14 protein-coding genes are annotated in these 22,636 nt (G+C 46.7%); 2 read left to right on the top strand and 12 right to left on the bottom strand.

All coding sequences use genetic code 11. The features are described from left to right. Positions 1 to 348 precede the first annotated feature (348 nt). Both NYE35_RS08015 and NYE35_RS08010 read left to right on the top strand, forming a co-directional pair. The gene (locus NYE35_RS08015) at positions 349 to 5,184 is read left to right on the top strand and encodes a LamG-like jellyroll fold domain-containing protein (RefSeq protein ID WP_341120620.1); all 4,836 of its coding nucleotides are present in this window, start codon (positions 349 to 351) and stop codon (positions 5,182 to 5,184) included. A 194-nt stretch (positions 5,185 to 5,378) separates the two neighbouring features. Beyond that, the gene (locus tag NYE35_RS08010; protein ID WP_036675646.1) at positions 5,379 to 6,293 is read left to right on the top strand and encodes an ArsR/SmtB family transcription factor; all 915 of its coding nucleotides are present in this window, start codon (positions 5,379 to 5,381) and stop codon (positions 6,291 to 6,293) included. Positions 6,294 to 6,342: 49 nt separating this feature from the next. Here the strand turns inward: NYE35_RS08010 and NYE35_RS08005 are convergent, their stop codons facing one another. The 12 genes from NYE35_RS08005 to NYE35_RS07950 all read right to left on the bottom strand — a co-directional run bounded on the left by NYE35_RS08005 (position 6,343) and on the right by NYE35_RS07950 (position 22,468). Beyond that, positions 6,343 to 6,624, bottom strand: a complete 282-nt coding sequence (locus tag NYE35_RS08005; protein ID WP_076100542.1) for a DUF6171 family protein — start codon at positions 6,622 to 6,624, stop codon at positions 6,343 to 6,345. A 12-nt stretch (positions 6,625 to 6,636) separates the two neighbouring features. Continuing rightward, complete coding sequence (locus tag NYE35_RS08000) at positions 6,637 to 8,133, bottom strand: alpha-N-arabinofuranosidase (protein ID WP_038569495.1); 1,497 nt, start codon at positions 8,131 to 8,133, stop codon at positions 6,637 to 6,639. A 108-nt stretch (positions 8,134 to 8,241) separates the two neighbouring features. After that, positions 8,242 to 8,949, bottom strand: coding sequence for a DUF421 domain-containing protein (locus NYE35_RS07995; RefSeq protein ID WP_076126261.1), 708 nt, complete (start codon positions 8,947 to 8,949; stop codon positions 8,242 to 8,244). 138 nt (positions 8,950 to 9,087) lie between these two features. Next, positions 9,088 to 10,920 (bottom strand): glycoside hydrolase family 35 protein, encoded by a 1,833-nt coding sequence (locus tag NYE35_RS07990; protein WP_341120617.1) that lies wholly within the window; start codon positions 10,918 to 10,920, stop codon positions 9,088 to 9,090. A gap of 25 nt (positions 10,921 to 10,945) precedes the next feature. Next, positions 10,946 to 12,220, bottom strand: a complete 1,275-nt coding sequence (locus NYE35_RS07985) for an alpha-L-fucosidase (RefSeq protein WP_341120615.1) — start codon at positions 12,218 to 12,220, stop codon at positions 10,946 to 10,948. Positions 12,221 to 12,335: 115 nt separating this feature from the next. After that, positions 12,336 to 13,733, bottom strand: coding sequence for an ABC transporter substrate-binding protein (locus NYE35_RS07980; protein ID WP_076100552.1), 1,398 nt, complete (start codon positions 13,731 to 13,733; stop codon positions 12,336 to 12,338). Positions 13,734 to 13,874: 141 nt separating this feature from the next. Beyond that, entirely contained in the window at positions 13,875 to 14,711 is an 837-nt protein-coding gene (locus NYE35_RS07975) for a carbohydrate ABC transporter permease (RefSeq protein ID WP_036675652.1), read from the bottom strand. A 15-nt stretch (positions 14,712 to 14,726) separates the two neighbouring features. Continuing rightward, complete coding sequence (locus tag NYE35_RS07970; protein ID WP_051490863.1) at positions 14,727 to 15,656, bottom strand: carbohydrate ABC transporter permease; 930 nt, start codon at positions 15,654 to 15,656, stop codon at positions 14,727 to 14,729. A gap of 169 nt (positions 15,657 to 15,825) precedes the next feature. After that, complete coding sequence (locus NYE35_RS07965) at positions 15,826 to 17,409, bottom strand: response regulator transcription factor (protein WP_036675653.1); 1,584 nt, start codon at positions 17,407 to 17,409, stop codon at positions 15,826 to 15,828. Then, positions 17,409 to 19,130, bottom strand: a complete 1,722-nt coding sequence (locus tag NYE35_RS07960) for a sensor histidine kinase (protein WP_076141357.1) — start codon at positions 19,128 to 19,130, stop codon at positions 17,409 to 17,411. The genes NYE35_RS07965 and NYE35_RS07960 overlap by 1 nt, the downstream gene beginning before the upstream one ends. 67 nt (positions 19,131 to 19,197) lie before the next feature. Continuing rightward, complete coding sequence (locus NYE35_RS07955; protein WP_341120613.1) at positions 19,198 to 21,357, bottom strand: alginate lyase family protein; 2,160 nt, start codon at positions 21,355 to 21,357, stop codon at positions 19,198 to 19,200. Next, entirely contained in the window at positions 21,347 to 22,468 is a 1,122-nt protein-coding gene (locus NYE35_RS07950; protein ID WP_340395223.1) for a glycoside hydrolase family 88 protein, read from the bottom strand. Before NYE35_RS07950 ends, NYE35_RS07955 begins: the two co-directional genes overlap by 11 nt. Positions 22,469 to 22,636 lie beyond the last annotated feature (168 nt).

The following is a 22,636-nucleotide window of genomic DNA, read 5'->3' as shown; positions in this document are numbered from 1 at the left end:
GCCATCCATTCACCAAATTTCACTCTTATCCACTTCAGCATTAATCACCAGTAGTTAAATCATTTTCCTCTATTTTGAATTTATAATTTATAAAAATATAAAAAGATTCACGGATTTATAAATTTCTATTTGACTATTTGCTGATATCATGCTTAAAATGAGAGCATTATAAAACGTTTTCCTTGTTATGGTTTAGTAATACATAAATTAAAACCATTTTCATATACGAAAGCGTTTTTTTAGTAGCTATTTATGTAAGCGTTTTACATTTTTTTCAGTAAAGAAGGGAGGAATTGGAAAAATACGCGTGTACAAGCTCTACATCACTAGAATCGGAGGATCATACATTTGAGAAAAACTACTGGTAAACTAACCGCTTCCCTGCTTGCACTCACTCTATTAGTGCCTGCTCCATTAATTTCTGCAGCTTCTGCAAGCGATTCCAAATCAGCCGCATTATCCACTCAGCAACAAATCGCCGATTATTCCGGCCACTGGGCACAGAAGGATTTTCAATCTTGGGTAGATAAGGGCTTGATTCTGGGTTACGGAAACGGAATATATAAGCCAAATCAAGAAATCAACCGTGCAGAGTGGGTTACTCTGGTTAATCGGGTCTTTAATTTGCAGGAAAAAGCCGAAATTGGCTTCACGGATGTTTCCACGACAGGTACTTACTACAGCGATATCCAAAAAGCAACCGCTGCAGGATATGTGACAGGATACAGCGATGGCACCTTCCGACCCGCACAGCAAGTAAGTCGTCAAGAAGCTGCAGTAATGTTATACAGACTGTTCCAACTCAACTCATCTGTTGGCACTTCTGCACCAAAGGATGCTGCTGATTTGCCAGAATGGAGCCAAGAAGCAGTATTGTCTTTACTTGGTGAAGGTTATCTGCAAGGCTACACTGACGGCAGCTTTAAAGGAACTCAGGCTGTAACAAGAGCGGAAGCACTGCGCATGATTGAGAAGCTGGGCGGAGAAATCACACCTAAGAGCGGAAGCTATTCGGGGATTAACACTCGGAATATGGTTATCAGCAGCCCAGGCGTAGAGTTGAAAAACTCCACAATCTCAGGGAATCTCTACCTTACCGAAGGTATTGCTGAGGGCGATATCACACTGAATAATGTCACTGTTAAGGGAAAAGTATTCGTTGCCGGTGGCGGTGAGAACAGTGTCGTACTAAGCGACTCCAATGCTGGTGAAATGGTAGTAGATAAGCATAACGGCAAGCTGCGCGTCGTTACTAGAGGCACAAGTGCTGTACCAAACGTACGCGTACATTCCGGTGCAATACTAGAGGAAGATGCATTAACGGGGGCAGGTTTCAGCCGGGTTATTGTTGAGAATACGCTGCCTAAGGATTCCATCCTCAAGCTGAAAGGAAGCTTTGATTCCGTTGAGCTTCAAGCGTTGGGAGAGCCTACACTACATCTGACAGCAGGCAGTATTGCTGAAGTTACACTGAAGCAAAAGGCCAAGCTGCGTGTAGAGGCAGGTACGGAAATCAAGAATCTAATCCTTGGTTTCAACGATATCCTAACCATCCAAGGCACGGGTAAGGTTATCTTTGATAGCAAGTACAGTCAGCTAATCCATTTTGAAACACCAACTCCAACGGCTACGGCAACCACTGGTACTGGTGGATCTAACGGCGGTTCTGTTGCTACATCAGCTCCGGAAGTTACAGCTACTCCGGCTCCAACTGCTACACCAGATCCAACGGCTACACCAAATCCAACAGCTACACCAAATCCAACAGCTACACCAAATCCGACGGCTACACCAAATCCGACGGCTACGCCTAGTCCGACGGCTACACCTAGTCCGGGAGCAACTGCACCAGCACTCACCAATGTCTCGGTACATGATCCATCGGTGGTAGTGGATAATGGAACTTATTATGTATTTGGCTCCCATATCGATGCGGCCAAATCAGATGATCTGATGAACTGGACACAGTTCACTAATGGTTATACAACACCGGGCAACGTGATTTTTGGTGATCTGTCCAAGAATCTGGCAGAATCCTTTAAATGGGCTGGCGAGAACGATTCGGACAGTAAAGGCGGATTCTCCATCTGGGCACCGGACGTATTCTGGAATAACGATTATAAGAACGCTGATGGAACAACTGGCGCTTATATGATGTATTACAGCGCTTCTTCTACTTATATCCGTTCAGCGATTGGCTACGCCACTTCGCAAAATATCGAAGGGCCTTATACTTATGGAAATACCGTAATTTATTCCGGTTTCACCAAGGAAGAGGCTTATGACAGTGACAGTAAAGTAAATAAGAAATGGGACAATACAAATATCAAGGACCTTATCGGCAATGGAACGCTGGAAGGTGTCAATCCAGATTGGTTTAATGCAGGTGGTTTGTACCAAAACAAAACCTATACAAATGCAATTGACCCAACTATTTTCTACGACAAAGACAACAAGCTTTGGATGACTTATGGTTCATGGTCAGGTGGTATATTCATTCTGGAGATTGATCCAGCTACCGGAGAACCTAAATATCCAGGCAAAGATGGAAAGACCGCTGATGGACGTCTTATCGACCGCTATTTCGGAACCCATATTTCTGGCGGAATGACCAAATCGGGTGAAGGTCCGTATATCGTTTACGACAAGGATACTGGTTACTACTTCTTGTATGTAACTTACGGTGGACTTGACTCCAAAGGCGGTTACAGCATGCGGCAGTTCCGTTCAACAAATCCGGACGGCCCTTATACGGATGCAGCAGGACAGAATGCTGTTCTAACTACCGATGGTGACAACACACCATATGGTAATAAGCTATTAGGAAACTTCATGTTTACAAATCAAAATGCAGACCCGAATTTCCAAACGTATGGTTATGTGTCCTCAGGACATAACTCGATACAATATGATGATGAAACGGGTAAAATATTTAACTTCTTCCACACTCGTTTCCCACTCCGTGGTGAAACACATGAACTTCGTGTGCATCAAATGTTCACTAACGAAGATGGCTGGCCAGTAACTGCCGTACATCGTTACACGGGTGAAACTATTGGGGCTGTAGCACGGGATAATGTTGTCGGCTCTTATCAGTTCGTTAACCACGGCAAAGATGTTTCAGGCATCATCAAACCCACAGTAGATATCGAGCTGAAAAGTGACGGAACGATCGCTGGATCGTTAACCGGAACTTGGGAATTGAAGGATGAGTACTTCGCTCATTTGCTTATTAACGAAACGGAAAATGGAAACACCGTACAACATCTCTACAAAGGTGTATTTGTGAAGCAATGGGATTCCTCACGCCAACAGCATGTTATGACGTTCACCGCAATGTCAGATCAAGGAATCACTATCTGGGGCAGCCAGATGGAATCGATGAGCGTTGAGCAGATTTTGAACAATATTGCTGCAGGCTTGAGTATTGGTGACACAAGAAAAATATACGATGACATCACCCTCCCTACGGAAGGCTTGCGCGGAGCAGAAATTTCATGGTCCTCTTCCAATGAGGCCGTAATTGGTAACAATGGTAAAGTTACTCGTCCTGAACTTGGACTTGGAAACGCTACAGTTGAACTGACTGCTACAATTAAGCTGGGCGAAGTCGCAGTAACTAAAACCTTCACCGCCGTTGTTATGGAAAAAAAGAGCACGCAACTGGAAGACGGCTTAGTAGCTGCCTTTGACTTTGATGGCGACCTTGCAGAAAATGGTGATCGTACAGCTGACGGCATAGTCACCGGAAATCTGATCAACAACACTGAGGATGGAGACATCACTTTTGAGGCTGGTAAAGACGGTCAGGCAGCCAAGTTTGATGGCAAATCCGGTGTTCGTCTACCTGACGGATTAATTCAAAGTAGCGCATACTCGGTAGGGATGTGGCTGAATCCATCCGAATTAAAAGCTTTTACTCCTGTATTCTTCGGTGCTAAAACCGAAACGAACTGGTTCAGTCTCCTGCCTTATGGAAACGGTGGAGCAACCACTAGACTCTGGTTCGGTAGCGAGACTTGGCTGGATGCTGATACAGGCTTACAAATTCCAGTTAACCAGTGGACGCATGTAGCCTTCACTTACAATGCTGGAACAGTCAATATGTATGTAAATGGTGTATTGAAATCCTCCGGAAAAGGATTCACAGATATTTTTGATACAGAAGACGGCGTATTTGCTCTTGGTGTGAACTATTGGGATGCACCCTACAAAGGTTTGGTTGATAAATTCCGCGTGTATGATAGAGCATTGTCTGCGGAAGCTGTTGGCTGGCTTGTAAACGGTGAGCCTGATACGAACATCAAAGTAAGTAATATTTCATTCAGTGAAGCTGTTAAATCAGTAGCTGTAGGAAATACTTTCACCCCTCAAGTAAGTGTGCTTCCGACCAATGCCGGAAATAAGGCGCTAACTTGGAGCTCTAGCGATTCCAGCGTAGTGGCTGTTGACGCAGCGAGCGGAATAGTAACAGCACTAACTGTCGGTGGCCAAGCTGTAATTACTGCAACAGCGACTGATGGAAGCGAAGTTTCAGCCAGCTACACAGTAAATGTAACTGATGGAAAAGTAGCTCATTATGCTTTTGATGGCGACCTGGATGACTCCTTCCAATTGAACGGAAAAGGCGAAGTTACAGGAGCAAAAGTAGATAGCCCAACAGTAGGCAATATCACATACGGTAACGGTGTCCTCGGTCAAGCTGCAATATTCAACGGTACCTCCGGTATCCGTTTGCCTGATGGATTAATTGACAGCAATACCTACACCGTATCTATGTGGCTAAACCCTGAACAACTGACAGATGCAACAACTACTTTCTTCGGCGCTGCCACTAAAAATAGCTGGATTAGCTTCGTTCCTCAGAACGGTGGCGGTAAAACGTTGTTATGGTCCGGAGAAGCTTGGTATGATGCTATTTCTGCCATGAAGATTCCAGTAAATACATGGACACATGTTGCGTTTACGGTCAGCAATGGAACCGTAAAAGTTTACCTCAACGGAGTAGAGCAGTTCTCTGGTGAGGGCTTCCCGAATGTCTTTAAGAATAAGAATGGCGTTTTCGCTCTAGGCGTCAACTATTGGGATGCACCATTTAAGGGTATGATTGATGAACTGAAGATTTACAGCAGAGCGCTCAAATCAGATGAAGTACAGGCAGAGTATAGCTCGAACGTAGATTAAGCAAGACTTGATTTGAAAAGAGAGAGCGGAGCCACAGGCTCCGTTCTTTTTTTAAAGTCCCATATTGTAAAAAAAGTATTTAACTAATATAATCATTAACTATACGTCCGAGATAAACGTCGATTTTTATATTGTTATTAATAAATTTCTTAATCATCGGCGATTAGCCCATAAATTTTAATTGGAGGCCATTTATGAAACTTGACCTGTCGGAAGAATCCCTTCCCGTCTATGAAGCTTTAGCCAGCTCAGTACGCCTACACATGTTGCGTTTGCTTGCCGAAAATCCTATGAATGTTAAGGAATTGGCCGCAGCAGTAAATTTGAGCAGCGCAATTATGACTATGCATGTGCGTAAGCTGGAAGCTGCCGGCCTGATCCAGACGCATATGGCACCTGGTCGAAGTGGTCTGCAAAAGATCTGTACTCTAGCTGCTGAAGGAGCAGAAATCACCTTTCCAGGCAGACAAATCAATGAGCGCAAAAGTTATCGTAAGGAAATTCCGGTTGGACATTATTCCGACTTCCTGATCGAGCCAACCTGTGGTCTTGCAACTACTGAGAAAGTGATCGGCAGTTTTGATGATCCCCGCTATTTCTGGGATCTTGAGCGTATGAATGCGGGGATTCTTTGGTTCGGCAGAGGATTTATCGAATATAAAATCCCTAATTTCCTACTCTCCAGCCAACATCCTGAGGAACTGATTATAACCATGGAAATTGCTTCCGAAGCACCTTCCATTAATAATAATTGGCCTTCGGATATCACATTCACTCTGAACGGAGTGAAGCTTGGATTCTGGACAAGTCCCGGTGACTACGGGGATAGCCGTGGTAAATATACACCGGCCTGGTGGCCAGCACTCACGAACCAATACGGCTTGCTCAAGCAGCTGCGCATTACAGCAAAAGGTACATTTATGGATGGTTTGAAGCTCTCAGAAGTTACCCTTGATCAAGTGAATATCCGTGACAAACAGTGGTCTTTCAAGCTTTCCGTAGATGAAGATGCCGAGCATATTGGCGGGATTACTCTTTTTGGCAAAGGTTTTGGAAATTACAATGAAGATCTAATCGTTGAATTGTTCTATACGGATAACCAAGAATAAAGCCGCATTCACCTCCCATTGGAGAGTCGAATGCGGCTCTTATTTTAGCTTAATTCTTTTCGATAAAGGGGCCCCACAAGCCCCCCCCGGGTAATGGACAACTACGTTCCTTAAGCTTGGCTACTACGGGGATGATGCAACCGCAAGCGACGCAAGTTACCCCTTCGTGCAGCTTAGGGCAAGTCCCACAAAGGGCAACCCGTTCAGCGTAAACTTCATCTGGAACACAAAACTCTGGCTTAAACATGGAAGAAGACAAGATACGATTAATCTGCGTTGGCGTAACTTTATAATCCTCTCTGCATCCCTTGCATGTTGATGTTGTTGACATGGTAACACCACCTTAAGCCTTCGGCGTAATCTCCAGCACAGTTACTGACATTGGAGGCAGTTCAACATTAAGAAGATCGCCCTCCAGAGTAAAGGCAGTGAAGGCTTGCGGCACTACTGCCTCCGGTTGGCTGAAGGTATTGTGAGCATCAATTTTGTCACCGGCAAGTGTTGTGCCTGTCACTTCAACCTTCTTCCCGGAAAGACCACGAAGCTCGAGTGGTACAGTAGCAGAAGCTGCATGGTTCAAGTTGCAAAGGCTGACATGAATGATTCCAGAAGCAGTTACGGAAGCCGAAGCAGATACTTCAGGAATCTCACGGCCTTCAAAGCTGTAAGTGCCACTTTCCAGTGCCAAATCCAGCAACTCCGCATCCTGATGGACTTTAAACATATTGAACACATGATACGTAGGAGTCAGCACCATCTTTTCCCCTTCGGTCAATATAACTGCCTGAAGTACGTTAATCGTCTGCGCAATATTTGCCATCCGTACCCGGTCACTATGTTTATGGAAAATATTCAAGGTCACGCCTGCTACAAGAGCATCCCGAATTGAATTTTGTTGATACAGGAATCCTGGATTTGTTCCCGGCTCTACATCATACCAAGTTCCCCACTCATCTACGATAAGACCTACTCTTTTATCCGGATCATATTTATCCATAATAACGCCATGTCTGGTGATCAGCTCATCCATGCGAAGGGCTTTCTCTAATGTACTAAACCATTCACTCGTTTCAAAGCCTGTAGCTGCACCTTTATTCTCCCATGCTGGACCAGGGATTGTATAATAATGCAGGGTAATCGAGTCCATAAAGCGTGTTGCCTCACGCATCAGAACCTCCATCCAGTGATAATCATCCACGTTAGGACCACAAGCAATCCGGTGAATACGATTGTCCCCGTAATTACGTACATACGTCTGATATTGGCGATAAAGATCTGCATAATATTCTGGACGCATATTCCCGCCGCAGCCCCAGTTCTCATTCCCCACGCCAAAATAAGTCACAGCCCAAGGCTCTTGATGGCCATTCTGCTGGCGAAGCTCGGACATTGGAGATACGCCTCCAAAGGTTAAATACTCCACCCATTCGGACATCTCTTGAACGGTACCACTGCCCACATTACCGTTAATGTAAGGCTCACATTCCAGCATCTCACATAATTCCATGAATTCATGTGTACCAAAATGGTTGTTCTCAACCGTTCCGCCCCAGTGAGTGTTGATCATACGTTTACGACCTTCACGGGCTCCGATACCATCTTTCCAGTGATATTCATCCGCGAAACAGCCGCCTGGCCAGCGAAGCACAGGAATTTTAATTTCCTTAAGCGCTTTCACGACATCATTACGAATGCCGTTGGTGTTAGGAATAGTTGAATCTTCTCCAACCCAAATCCCTTCATAAATACAACGGCCTAGATGCTCAGAAAAATGTCCGTAAATATTTCTGTTAATCGTCCCTTTGCGAATGTCAGTATTAAGGATCGCACGTTCTGCCATGGTTAAATACCGCCTCTAAACGTTTATATTTTTATTAACTAATTAATAATTATATAAACATTATAAGACGCTGCTTAGGCATCCGTCAATCTCCAATATGAATAAAAGCTATTCTTTATCAATAGGTTTCTTTATCCCGTCTTCATAATAGTCAAAAATGAGCTGCTGCTGCGTTCCTCTTACCCCGTAAAACACATCAGAAATTTGTTTTCCCTTACGTCTTAACTCGTTCTCCAGCCACTCTTGGGTCAGGCCATTATCCTTAAGATTATCTGCGAGCATTATTCCATCCATAATCAATTCAACGGGAAAGCTCTGAGGAACGGACAACAGCTTTAGATCTTTTCGGGTAACATATTGGTACTCTTGTTTCTTTAATACAGATACCATTCCGTTATCTTCCAGCACAGCGTATTCTACTACCTCTAGATTAAAAATTTCCTTTTCTCTCAATGCCTGATCCAAAGAGTCCAACGAATACCTTACCTTTTTCATATTTTGCTCAAGAATTTTCCCATCCTCAATAAGTACAGTGGGTGAACCTGAAATCCAGCTTCTCATTTTACGACTTTTTAAAGCGATGATAGATAGTAAAAAAGATGTAACGGTAACGACTATAAGCGCCAGGATCATGTAGGAAGAATGCAGCTGTTTATTAAACGCCAAGTTCGCGGCTATTGAGCCCAATATAATACCCGTCACGAAATCGTGGAAGGTCAAGTTAGATAACGTTTGTTTTCCCAATATTTTGGCGATCAGCAAAAGCATGATCATAGCAACAAAGGCCCTAAGCACAATGTCCATATACACCTGCATCTCTAATGCTCCCTTCCTATTCAATCCCCCATTATTCACATACCAAGGTGAAATGAAACGTGCCCCGGAGATTTTTATAGACGTCAAAAAGGCTCTGGAAGGGTTCTAAAGAACCGCCCCAAAGCCCTAGCTGCGAATCTACAAGTTATCATCCTGCACAAAATTCAACACGGCGTCATCGACGGCCGAAGTTCTTCCCAGATCAGGAAGGTTCACAAGCTCAATCTCGCAAGTCTCCGCACGGCCATGCAGCTCCAAAAGAACAAGTTCATTGCGCCCCTTGCGCAGCAATGGGCCCGGGATATATAGGGCGCGTTGCGGCCCTGCGTTCCAGTAGCGGCCCAGATTAAAACCATTGATCCAGGCGACCCCTTTATTCCATCCATCGAATCGTAGAAAGGTATCGCCAATCTCCTCCGCCTCGAAGCTCCCCCGGTAGAATCCGGGCAGACCCGAAAGGGTCGCAGTTTGCTGCTTCTCCACCGGGTGCTTCTTGTACGCTAGTGAATCCAGCTGTTCCTGTTCCAACGGCAAAGTACGAATCGTCCAGTTATATTGCAGCTGGTTATCAATCCGAACCCCGTCCAGAATCCCTTTCGGATCGCGAATGAGCGGCCCGTAATTGATTCGTCCCATGTTCTCGACGAGGATATCCAGCTGCGCTCCCCCAGCGGGGATGGAAAGTTCCAGTGGCAGCGGATTCCAGCGCTCAATCACCCCAAGCACCTGTCCATCCAGGAAGACCTGCGCCCGATCGCGCACGCCCTCGATGTAGAGTTTCTGTCTAGAGCGCGGCCCTTTCACATAAGTGCTGTACAATATAAAACCATAGGATTGTCCGAGCTTCTCCATCGGCTGTACACACACGCTGTTCACCGTCTCTGATAACTTCTCCAGATTGGAAGCTGTGAATAGTTCCGCTCTTTCCGTCAAAGCGACTTTCCCGTAAGAAATCTTCGGAATCGGCTCAGGGAGTGGACAAGTCGGGGCAAATCCATGGTTGCTGAGTACCGACCGGACAGCTTCAAATTTCTCCGTCGTATCTCCCCATTCCGTGAGCGGGGCATCATAGTCATAGCTTGTAGTCGTTGGCTCGTAGGTGACGATATGATTCGCACCATTATAGAAACCAAAATTGGTTCCACCATGGAACATGTACATATTAAATGAGGAGCCCTGTGTCAGAATCTCATCCAGAACACCTGCTACATCCCCGGCATCGCGTACATGATGATCCTCCATCCAGTGATCAAACCAGCCGTTCCAGTATTCCATCACCATAAGCGGCTCTTCAGAGCGGTATTCCCGATATTTGCGGAAGGATTCCTCTGTACTGGAGCCGAAATTGACTGTCGCATGCACATCCTCCAGTGTTCCGCCGAGCAACATCTCATCGGTTGGCCCGTCGGAAGTAAATAGCAGCACATCGATCCCTCTGCTGACCAGTCCATCACGCATATAGCCCAGGTAGCCACTGTCATTACCATAGCTGCCATATTCATTTTCTACCTGAACGGCCAGAATTGGTCCGCCATGTGTGGAGAGCAGCGGAACCAGCCGAGGCATTAGCTCATCGTAATAACGGTCTACCTTGCTTAAATAAAGAGGGTCACAGCAGCGAAGCTGGAGTTCCCCGTAAGCTAGCAACCAGCCCGGCAGGCCTCCGAACTCCCACTCTGCACAGATGAATGGACTCGGTCTGACAATAACATGAAGCCCAAGTTCACCAGCCAGTTCGATAAAAGATACCACATCGGCCATGCCATCAAATACGAACTGCCCTTCTTTAGGTTCATGTATATTCCAGGCGATGTAGGTCTCCACGGTATTGAATCCACAGGCTTTCAATTTCAGCAGCCGGTCTTTCCAATATTCAGGCACAACCCGAAAATAATGAATGGCTCCTGATACGATACGATAAGGCTGTCCGTCCAGCAAATAGTGTCCGTCGTTCCAGGTGAGCAGGCTCATTATCGACAACCTCCTTTATTAATATTTATTCTAACGATTCCCCGCAGTGGTAGACGGCAAGCCGTCTAATCTTGGGGCTTGCGGCAGCTTCTGACACCCGTAAGCGGATTTTCTCTGCGACAACCGGAGGGAAGGCGTCGATTTTCTTATGGCCAATCGAACTGCCACGCTTCAACTCCAGCCACGCTCCGTTGCTGTACGCTTCCAGCATATATCCTTCTACTCTTTCGCCGTAAGCGATATCCTCCATAATCTCGGCATGATCAATCACAGTAGCTGCTGGCAATTCCAGTTCAACAATATCTCCAGTACCTGCTGTTACCGCCAGAGCCTTGTCAAATCTGCGTCTTATCTCCTTGCCGAATTCCAGCAGCCGCTGCACATCAGCCTCCGGAAACAGCCCGCGGTTGTCAGGGGCTACATTGAGCAGCAAAGTTGCCCCATGTCCAACCGAACGATAATAAATATCCATTAGCTGCTCCAGAGACAGCAGCAGATGCTCCTCCTCAGGATGCCAGAACCAGCGGTCTTTACGGATGGGCACATCGCATTCCGCAGGCACCCAGCTCGGCGTTCCGGGAAGCCAGTTCAATGAAGCTTCACTGAACATGCTACCCCGCGCAGAATTTGCAGTGTTCCAGCATGGATAAGGAGCAACGCCATCCTCATTGCCAACCCAGCGGATCGTTGGTGCCCCCATATTAAACACCATGGCGCCTGGCTGGTGGAGCTTGATCAGATCCATAATCCGCTGCCAATCGTAATTGCGACCCTCCGACCCTGCGCCGTCGAACCAAATTTCCGTAAGCGGACCATAGCCCGTAAGCAACTCTTGTAATTGCAGGGCATAGAAATCATCGTACGCTTGCGGATCTGCATAACAGGGCTCATGTCTGTCCCACGGAGACAAATAAATGCCGAAGCCAACTCCAAGTTCACGGCAAGCCTCCGCGCATTCCTTGACGACATCGCCGCGCCCTTCTTTCCATGGGCTAGAAGCCACAGAATAAGTACTTGTCGCAGTCGGCCACAAGCAGAAGCCATCATGATGTTTAGCTGTCAGTATAAAATAACGGAATCCAGCTTCTTTGGCTGTACTAACCCATTGGTGGGCATCCAAATGAAGCGGATTGAAGACCGCAGGTGAATCATTGCCTTCTCCCCACTCCTGATCGCAAAACGTATTGATGCCAAAATGGCAAAACATCCCCAGCTCCAGGTCCTGCCACTCCAGCTGTTCCCTAGAAGGCAGCGCCAGTTGCTCTTCCGGCTTGTTCTGTGAAAATCTGCTTTCCATCATTTCTACACTCTCCCATATGTTTGTGTAGGCCCAATATATAAATAAGGCTTTGGAAAGCCAGTTGATGACCTTCCAAAGCCCCGTCCACAACTTGTGATACTTGCTTATTCCCTATTTATTTGATAACACCTTTTTCGTTGATAATTTTTGTTGCTTCATCAACCATCCATTGCTGCACCTTATCAATCGATTCATTTCCAAGCATAAATCTGCTGAAGCCGTCATCGATTATTTTGGTCAATTCGGACGTTGCAGTCGTCATCACCTGCGCGCCATCAAGGAACTGAATTGCACTGTCAAAGAGTGTATATTTGAGTGAATCCATATCATACATATCCTCTTTGCCAGCTACCAGTTTGGTCAGCAAGGCTTCATTATCCGCTTTTTTATAACCGGAGAATTCCAGTCTGTTATCACTAACAGCCGTTGACATAAATCTCATCAGTTGGAAAGACGCCTCTTTGTTCTTCGAAGTTGCGCCCATCGCCAGCATATTGCCGCTGGTGAAGTATTTGCCCTCGTATTCTTTCGGTTCCGATCCTGCCGGAGGCACCGGTACCGGAGCAAAAGCTGTCTTGAAATCATGCGGATACTGCTCAGTATTGCCCGGATCAGCAATCGTCCAGTTACCAGCCAGAATCATAGCGGCTTCTTCATTAAAGAATTCCGTGCGGTAATTGAGCTTAGCCGCTAAAGCGTCTGCATAAGTTTTCGCAGATTTATCAGCAGACTCCATATCTTTGCGCAGCTGGAAGAAGTATTTATAGGTTGGATCCGCGAAAATGGTCGTCCCGTCATCATACACGAATGGATCTTTCATCATCGTTTGGGCCGGAGCGTTCATATACAACTCCCAGGTGTGGAAGTATGTGCCGTAACGTTTGTCTACGCCTTCACCTTTGGTCAGTTTTTTGGCATAATCGCGGTAGTCATCCCATGTCCAGCCAAAAGTAGGTACAGGCAGACCAGCTTCATCCAGTGCATCTTTGTTCAGCATTACATAGTTGCTGCTCTTGGTATATTGCATCCCATAATAGTTGTTGTCTACCTTAGCATTCACATAATATTCATCCTCAGGAACGAGGTTATCCTTCTCATAGAATTCATTCAGCGGGGCAAGTGCTCCCCGGGTCGCCCGTTCAAGTACGCCTCCAAGGCTTGGTACCTGAACAACGTCAATCGCTTCGCCGGATGAAATCAGGAAGTCGAGTTTCTTCAGCATCTCCACAGAATCACCGGGAACGAGTGTCACATGCTCTACCTTGATATTTGGGTTCTGATCCATAAATTCCTGCAGCATGGCATCCGTGCCTGCTGATTGGGCTTCATTGTCCCAGTTGTAATATTTGATGGCGACTTGCTTGTCCACCTTGGTGTTCCCGGCATTCGTACTGGCTTCAGCACCGCCATTCTTCTCTGAATTTCCGGAATTTCCACAGGCGCTTAACGTTAAGGAAACCGCCAGCATGGAGCCTAGTACAACGGATAATCTTTTTTTGCCCTTTGTTTTCATTTTACTTCCCCCCGCACTGAAATTTAAGTATAGTGCCTTGTTCATTTCTTATTATAGGCACCCGCTGTACAAGCCAAGTGCACAATTTTGCTGTAGTAGGATCACATTTTTGACTTTTACCCTCTTTTGCATACCCGCAAGTCAGCCCTTTACGCCCCCCAAGGAGATTCCGTTAATGACTTGCTTTTGCAGGGCAATGAACACGATGACCAATGGGATGATCGCCGAAACGGCTGCCGTCATCATAATCGCATAGTTGTTCGAATAATCGTCCCGGAACAGTGTCATACCGAGTGGGATAGTGTACAAATTCTTGTTTAGCAAGAAGATCAGCGGATTCTGGTAGTCATTCCAGGTCCAGATAAATTTGATGATCGCCACGGTAGCGAGCACCGGCTTGCAGAGCGGAACAATGATAGACCAGAATATCCGCAAATGGCCTGCACCATCAATTCGCGCCGCTTCAATATATTCGTCGCTGATACCAATCATAAATTGCCGCAACAAGAACGTGAAGTAGATGGAGAACATACTCATTAGTACGATAGCAGCATGAGTATCATAGAGGCCGAACCAACGAATCAGTAGAAAACGCGGAATCAGCGTGGCCTGGTCAGGAATAATCATGAACGACAGCAGCGCCAGAAAGACCATATTCCGTCCTTTAAACTTGATTTTGGTCAAGGCGTACGCCGACATAGATGAAATGATCAGTGTGATGCAGGTTGTAATAATCGCAACTTTAAAGGAGTTTAAATAGAAATGGGAGAAAGGTACCCGTCCCATCCAAACCATCTTGAAATTATACGCTACATTGATCTTCTCGGGAATCCATTGGATCGGGAAGCGCATTACATCTTTTTCATATTTGAAGGCTGCGGAAATCATCCAGATCAGCGGAATAAGAAATACAATGGACAAAGCCCCCATGATGCAGGTAGTGATCACTCTGGACATATTTTTTCTAATCAGTTGCATGTTAATCTCCCCCCTTTATTCTTCATTTCTCATTTTCCACGTGGCCGCGGTAATCAAGCCGATAACAGCGAATAGCAGCCAGGAAATTGCAGAAGCGTAGCCCATGTTGTAGTATTTGAACCCTTCCTCATAGATCCTGAACACAAGCACGGTAGAAGAATTATTCGGACCGCCTTCGGTCAAAAAGGCGATGATGTCGAACACCTTAAACGAGCCAATTAGCATGGTAATAAGCAGGAAAAATGTGGTCGGACGCAGCATCGGAACTGTGATGGCAAAGAATTTTTTCAGCGCGCTGGCGCCATCTATTTCGGCGGCTTCGTAGATTTCATCGGAAATATTCGTCAAGCCAGCCATATAGATAATAATGGTGTAGCCAAGACTTGCCCAAGAACTGATAATGGCAATGGATAACAGTGAGGTCTTTGGATCAACTAGCCATTTCGGAGGGCTGGAAATTCCAAACTCCATCAGCAACTGATTGATCGGTCCAAGAGACGGATGGAACAATGCACTCCATACGGCAGCTATCGCAATAATTGAAGAAATATAAGGAATAAAGAAAGCCACTTTAAAATAATTTTTGAGGAACACACTGTTTTGAATCAATGCCGCGAGCACCAGCGCAATCGCAATCGGTATCGGCACGGTCATAATCATATAAAAAGCATTGTTCTTCAAAGCTTGAATGATACTCGGATCATGGAACATTTTGATATAGTTATCCAATCCGATGAACTCGATTCCTTTGACTCCCGACAATAGATCCCATTTCGAGAAGCTCAAATAAAGTGAGAATCCAAGCGCAAATACATTAAGAAAAAGCATCCCGACAATTTCCGGTGCCAAAAACAGCCACCCGGTTAAAGCCTCTTTCCGTTGCGGAGTCCAGAATTTCCGCTTCTCTTGCAGAATTTTTGGCACAGGTTGTTTTGCAGCCTCCACGTTGTATCACCTCGACAATTTGATTTGTCATTATAGTAATACATCTGCCTTCCGCAAGAAGGAGTGATTATGACCCGGAATGTGCAAGATTTTGACCTTTGTCCGCCGACAACAAAAAACCGCCCTAGAGGGGCGGCGGGTCTGTTCATATCGTTAACAATTGTGCTTCTCAGCGTACCGAATGTTTGGATTTATATTCGCTTGGCGTAGTTCCTACATATTTTTTGAACACTTTTGAAAAATAGGTTCTGTCCGAATATCCCAGGCCGACGGCCAGCGACTCCAGGTTCTGGCTGGAGATTTTCAGCATTTTGGTAGCGACCTTCATCTTGTGCTGATGTACATAGTCCGTAAAGGTCAGGCCAGTCATGCGCTTGAAATAACGCGAAAAATAGCTTGGATCCAGAAACAGATAACGTGCCATATCAATTGAGGTGATATTATCGCCAAGATGCTGGTCGATATACTGCTGGATAAGCTGCAGCTTGGGCTCCTGCGGAGAAGCTCCTGTCACCTGCTGTTTGCTGCCTGTAATCTGTACAAGCTTTCTTTCCACCAGTTCCATCGTATCTTCAAGTGTGCGGGTCTGCACGAGATAGACGAACAGATCCTCATCGAACATCAGGCTCGTAAACATTAACTCGATGCCGCGGAGCATAAAGGATAAATCCCGGGCGAAATCGCCAGGATGAATAGACATAACTTTTGCAGTCCTAGCGATTTCCTGTAGAGTGCCACGGATGGCTTCAAGGTCTTTTTTAATCACGGCCCGTTCCATCTGCGGGATATAGCTGTCCAGAAATCCTTGGGGTGCAGGCTGGAAACGTGGAGAAGCGATTTGCAGAGTATCCAGAACCGTGTAATCCGCACTTGCATAGAACTCGCATTTGTCCTGAACAATCTGCCGATGGATCTGGCCAATCGCCTGTAGCTCCATTTTCTCTGTGACGGCAATAATGCCCGGTTGAATCTTTAAGAGATGGGAGCATTCGGAACACAGCCGCTGTAAATAATCGTGAAAATGAAGACTGGCATTCTGCGCGAGATTCACACGGTAATTATATAGAATCACAATATTCTTTTGCTCCAAGAAAGGCGTAATCCCTTCACATGTTTCGGACAGTTCCAAGGCTATATTGTAAATAGCATATAAAATAAGTGGATACTCACTCTGCTTGTATCGCTTGTCGAAACTGGAAAAATGAATACTAACCGTGCCCAGCATAAACCACGGATACGTCCAGGATATGCCGATTTGCGCCGCATAAGCCAGTGTGGTTTCGGGCGGAGCACCGCCAATCACCCTTTGCAGCAGGTTCTGCCGGAAGAGCTGGCTGTTGTAGCCTGTCTCCCCATGGCTGATCAACCCGATCTTCGACTTAAGCAAGTGTACGGACTTGGCAAGGCTTTTCTCCAGTTGCTCTTCTGTAAGCTGGTCCTTGATTAAATAATCATCTACTTTCAGCTTTACCGCCTGCTGAGCATAATGGAAATCCTCATGACAGGTCAGGAAAATAATTCTGACCTCCGGCTTCATGCGGGTGAAACAATCGGCTAGCTCAATCCCGTTCTTTTGCGGCAAACCAATATCCGTGATCACAATGTCAGGCTGCACTTCCTCAAACATTAATAAAGCCTTGGCACTGGAATAGGTGCTGCCGACAATCTGCAAGCTATGTGCCTCCCAGTCAATCATCTGCTGAAGCACTTTGAGCATAGGAACATCATCGTCTATGAGCATCACTTTATACATCAATATCCCTCTCTCTCTGACAGATTAACCTGATGATTGCCTTGCGGCAAATACAGAGAAACGGACACCCCACCCTGCGGCAGATTATGCAGCGACAAGCGGGTATCCTGCCCATAGGTCAGCCGCAGCCTTTGAACTACGTTCATTAACCCGACTCTTTGATAAGCTTCATCCTGTTCATTGTCCTTATACAGTAACCTGCGGTTCAGGCCCGCCAGAACTTCAGCCCCTGCACCGCAGCCATTATCTTCAACTTCAATCATGATCCCATCAGGGACCGTTCGCGAGCGAACGACAATACGCGGTGCCGGGTGGTCAACCAATCCGTGGACGATTGCATTTTCTACAAGGGGCTGCAAAATCAGCTTAGGGACGATGAGCTTCTCTGTATCCTTTTCCAGATCGACCTCCAGTTCAAGAGGGATTTCATTACGGATCTTCATAATATCGATATAATGGCCAAGCAGTTTGCATTCTTCCCGCAAGGTGGCCGGTTCATTGACCTTCAAATAGGCCCGGAGCAGACTCATTAATGAATCGATGATCCCGCTATGCAGCTTATCTTTGGCCAAAATAAGGCTACATTTAATCGAATTCAACGTGTTGATCAAAAAGTGGGGGCGAATCTGCATAAACAGCGCCTCCAGCTCCATCACCCGCTTCTGTTCCTGCTCCAGCTCGATGTCGTGAATTAGTCCTTGCAGCTGGTCCAGCATAGTATTCAACGTCTGCCCCAGCTCAGCGATTTCATCCTTGCCCTTGACCTCCAGCCTGACATCAAGATTCCCCATCCCGAACTGGCGCACAACGCGCTGCAGCTTCATGATCGGACTATGCAATCTTTTGGCAATCAGCATGGAGGTAGCCGAAAAGACAATAAATAAGAGGAGTACCAAGCCAATGCCACTATAAAACGTCCGCGAGATCTGGCCCGACCATTCTTTCTCCGAAGCTTCATAGATCAGCTGCCAATTAGATTTGTCGATAGCTCTGGCCGTACGAACGCTTCCTCTTGCTTCCTTGCCTTCTGGAGCCAGCTCAGAGTTCCCAGCAATCAAGCCTCCTCCAGAATCAAATAACGCAACCTTGCCAAATTCGACGGGTCCGAGCAATTTATTGAAATAGGATTCAGGAATTGAGATAAGCAGCACGGACACCTGCCGTTTCTCCCGGCTGTCATAGATAACTCTGGCAATATAATAGCTGCTGCTTTTACCGGAACCGCTATCAGCCATCCCAAGCCATTGCAAGGTCTCCGGTTCGTGAATATTGACACGGCTCATCAGCTTGTCCAGGTTGGCATTGATCACGGATAAATTCTCAGTCCCAGAGGAGATCACAAAGTGTTTCCGGTTGACCAAATACATGCGGATATTATTATTCAACGGCTTAGAGTTGATGAGCGAAAACACATCTTGAATTTGCGTAAAATGTACGTAATCCTGATAGCTATTCAGCCGCTCAGTATCCGCAAATGACTTCAGATTAGCGCGGAAATTGGTATCGTTTACAATAAAATGGGAAGCGAACGTCACATCATCAATAGTTTTGTTTAGTTCGTCAATCATAACGTTCAGGAAGTTATCGTTGCTGAGCTGCAGCTTCTCTACCATCGTATCCCGGATGAGCACGAAGGAAATGATCGATACTGCAATCAGCGGGATAAAAATCAGCAAAAGAAATGAAACCTGGATACGTCTATAGTAAGTGAATTTGAACATGTTTTCTCCGCGCCTCTCTCATGCTCTTTTCTTTTATTCTATCAGCCCGTTGTCCAGTATTCATACATTATCTGATTACCGTGACCTTCTTTTGACCGTCTGCAGAAACAATAAGCACTACTTCTCCAAAAATTTGTACGCCTTCCACTACATAGGAATCTAAGTGACTGGATGGAATCTCGTGGCTGATCACGATAATATGCTCCTCATTCCTTTCGGGGAGGATGATGCGGCAGGCCTCCGCGTGTGCAGCAGCCACCGGTTCACCCGTATGGCGGTAAATCGGCACCTGTTCGACCAGCGGACAGAACAACTCACCCGAAGACTGCGGGTACAGCACCTGCATGATCGAGACCGTTCCTTTCCCCTTTCGGGAGTACACAGCATACTGATTAGGTTCCAGCAGATTATATTCGCGGGAGATTACCCCAGCATCAACCCTGCCCTGAAGACCATCAACATGAACAGGAAGGATACAAAGATTAGCTTCCCGCTCATTTTTTGTACGGCATATTAGCGTTCCATCTTCCATCTGAACCGTTCCGGGTGCAAAATGAAAATGCTGGGAAAATGTATGCTCCTGCCGGGAACTGAAGCTGTCCACCAGAAGCCAGTAAAAAGGCTTAATAAATAGGATCCTCCTTAACGGGTAGACCGGATCATCCAAATGACGGTAGCCGTCATGGCTGCCCTCTACATAATCAAAGTCCGGATGGCTGATCCATTGACAGCCCGTTGGCTTCGCAATCTGAGAGAAGGACCATGTATCCGTGACTTCGGTAAATCCAATTCCGTCGACAGTGGTCGTATTATGGGCAGCGCTTTCTTTTAGCGCTTTTCTAAGTGGTGTATGATCACTATAGTTGTATCTGCCAAGATCGGTAAGCAGATCCCGCCCATAGGCATACAGATCGAAATGTAGCAGATCCGCGTGCCCATGTCCACCCCCAAGCGGTCCGCAGTGAAAATATAGGTACAAATCCTGCTCGTCCCAGCCCGTTCGCATCACATAATGGCCGGAAGTTGCATAGGAGCGTGACAAGTTTGGCGGTAGCTCCGCATTCAGCCGCTCATAGCCCTCAACTCCATTTATCCCAAACAACCAGGCATTGTCATAATCCATTTGATCGTATCCGCCAAAACGGAGTACAGCATCCTGAAATAACCAGCCCGCATAAGTCAAAAGCGAACGGATATCGCTGTCATCACTATCGCCAAGCATCGGCTGCCGGTGATTCGGCTTGGCCCAATATAATGAAGCGACAGCCATTTGCTGAACCTTTTGCTGAAATTCTTCCGGAAGCTCCAGTCCGTTCAATCGGGCTAAGCGGATGCAGTCGAGAAAACATACCAAAACCTCATGGTGATAGGTGGGCGATTGCTCCCAGTGGATGCCGTCCGCCATGATCTGGATTCGAGCCGTCTCACCCAGTCTCTCCTTACTGAGCTGTCGCCAGTTATTGGCGCTAGTGAACTCAGGGAAGTAGAGCGCAGTTTGGAACAAACCACAAGTCTCCAGCACCCCCCAGTTGCTGATCTTCTTCCAGCCCGTAAACGATAAAGCTAAATATTGGCCGTGTTCATGCAGAGATATCATCACTTTGGCCAGCAGCGTTGGTGTGAGCAGCGGACTATCCTGTATATAAGACAGCGCTTTAATCCAGTTAGCACAACGAAGGCCCGCTTCAATTGTGCGCCATGTCAGCGAATCATTCGTAGGCTTGTCTGGAACGGGGTTACGGTTTATCCAATCTTCAAGCTGGCAGCAAAACACTCTCGCATAATCCTCTTTACCTGTTATCGCATACGCTTGTCCTAATGCCACCCAGTAGCGGTGGCGATTCAGCATATAAGCCCATTCTACATCCTTGTCCGGAACATGACGCCAGTCAATTTCTTCCTCAAAGGTAACCGGAATGCGGCTGCGCTCCATATCCCAGGGAAAACGAAAGAGAAACGTCTGCTCCACAACTTCATCCGCTGTCTTCATTACAGCTTCCAGTTCGTCTGCACAATAAAGCCGTACATAGTCAATAAGCTGCTTCCGGTTATCCTCTTTACGCCAGCCCGGCGTGCTCCGTCGGGTCAAATACCGATGTAATTCAGTCAGCGCATCGTCCTGCCGCGCTTGGCTGAGCGCATTCTTCACTAGAGCTAAAGCGGGCAACTCAAGGTCGAGCAGCGCAAAGACGGCATAGGGGGAGATTTGTCTGACATCAGCGTTCATACCAGTACCCCTTGTTGCCTTTTTGCAGCCGCATCAATGCTTCAAGATAGAAATAATCTCCCCAGATCATGAAGTCATCTGGAGACAGATCGCCGCGCACATGGTAAGAACCGTGCTTCAGCAGCCCCTCCGCCTCTTCGCCGAGCGTGGAATAGTTCTGCACAAGCGAAGTCATCGACTGCACTAATCCCTGCTGAAAATAAGCCCGCTCAGAATCCTCCCCATCCATTAGCTCTAGCAGTTCCTGTAGTCCGGCTGCTACTATTGCTGAGGCCGAGCTATCCCGGTAAGTATCCGGAGATACCGGAGCATTAAAATCCCAGTAAGCGACATGATCCTGCGGCAAATGCTCCAGAAAATAGCGGGCCATCCGCTTGGACGTTTCCAAATACAACGGATCTTTGGTATAGCGGTAGGATAACGCAAAACCGTAAACACCCCAAGCCTGCCCGCGCGTCCAGGTCGATCCGTTAGTATAACCCTGGTGTGTGGCGCCGCCAATCGGCTCTCCAGTCTTCGGGTCGAAGAAAAACGTGTGGTAAGAGCTGTCATCTCCCCGTACCAGATACCGTCTCGTTTTCTCCGCCTGCAAGACCGCCACCTCCCTGTATACGGAATCACCGGTCTGTTCTTCTGCCCAATACAAAAGGGGAAGATTTAACAGACAATCAATAATGATCCGCCCGCCTTCCTGAGCATCCCCCTCCGGTCCCCATGCCTGAATAAAACCGCCAGCTGTACGCCAGCGCTTCAGCAGCAGGTCTGCCGCCTGCAATGTCAGTTGACGCGCTGATTCGTCTTTATCTATAATCCACTGGGCTTTAGAGGATAACGAATACAGGAAGCCAATGTCGTGATGATCAAGCACGGTCTTTGCCGCGAAACGGCGGCGGAAATCTTCTACGGTATGGGAGGCCGCAATACGGAAGCTGTCATCCCGCGTATATTCATAACACAACCACAACATGCCGCTCCAAAATCCGTTAGTCCAGTCGTCGTTGTTATTGAGCTGATAAGTTCCATTCCTGCTGACATGAGGGAAACTGCCCCCGAACCGGTCTATGTTCTTACGTACCTTCTCTATCGCATCTTCAATCGCACTGCTCCACATAAGTTCCTTGCTCCCTTCAGGCTCTTCGTTTCTTACGTTTCATGATAAGGAGAGTGAACAGGATCTAATAGGGGCGATTTTTGCTTTGATGTGCATTATTTTGACTTTTGAATGACGTGAAGTACTGTAAGTTTACTTTCCAATCATAGGCATCAAATCAATATAGTA

It is taken from the genome of Paenibacillus sp. FSL L8-0494 (assembly GCF_038003695.1).
In the GTDB taxonomy this organism is placed as follows: domain Bacteria; phylum Bacillota; class Bacilli; order Paenibacillales; family Paenibacillaceae; genus Paenibacillus_AQ; species Paenibacillus_AQ odorifer.
Note: the sequence above shows the minus strand (reverse complement) of the source record. Positions and strands in the feature narration are given on the sequence as shown.

Excerpts from the sequence above, each read along its gene's own strand:
- NYE35_RS07995 (WP_076126261.1), bottom strand. The coding sequence starts at position 8,949 with ATGCAGGTGTATATGGACATTGTGCTTAGGGCCTTTGTTGCTATGATC.
- NYE35_RS07960 (WP_076141357.1), bottom strand. The coding sequence starts at position 19,130 with ATGTTCAAATTCACTTACTATAGACGTATCCAGGTTTCATTTCTTTTG.
- NYE35_RS07965 (WP_036675653.1), bottom strand. The coding sequence starts at position 17,409 with ATGTATAAAGTGATGCTCATAGACGATGATGTTCCTATGCTCAAAGTG.
- NYE35_RS07975 (WP_036675652.1), bottom strand. The coding sequence starts at position 14,711 with ATGCAACTGATTAGAAAAAATATGTCCAGAGTGATCACTACCTGCATC.
- NYE35_RS07990 (WP_341120617.1), bottom strand. The coding sequence starts at position 10,920 with ATGAGCCTGCTCACCTGGAACGACGGACACTATTTGCTGGACGGACAG.
- NYE35_RS08005 (WP_076100542.1), bottom strand. The coding sequence starts at position 6,624 with ATGTCAACAACATCAACATGCAAGGGATGCAGAGAGGATTATAAAGTT.
- NYE35_RS07980 (WP_076100552.1), bottom strand. The coding sequence starts at position 13,733 with ATGAAAACAAAGGGCAAAAAAAGATTATCCGTTGTACTAGGCTCCATG.
- NYE35_RS07950 (WP_340395223.1), bottom strand. The coding sequence starts at position 22,468 with ATGTGGAGCAGTGCGATTGAAGATGCGATAGAGAAGGTACGTAAGAAC.
- NYE35_RS08000 (WP_038569495.1), bottom strand. The coding sequence starts at position 8,133 with ATGGCAGAACGTGCGATCCTTAATACTGACATTCGCAAAGGGACGATT.
- NYE35_RS07985 (WP_341120615.1), bottom strand. The coding sequence starts at position 12,220 with ATGATGGAAAGCAGATTTTCACAGAACAAGCCGGAAGAGCAACTGGCG.
- NYE35_RS08010 (WP_036675646.1), top strand. The coding sequence starts at position 5,379 with ATGAAACTTGACCTGTCGGAAGAATCCCTTCCCGTCTATGAAGCTTTA.
- NYE35_RS07955 (WP_341120613.1), bottom strand. The coding sequence starts at position 21,357 with ATGAACGCTGATGTCAGACAAATCTCCCCCTATGCCGTCTTTGCGCTG.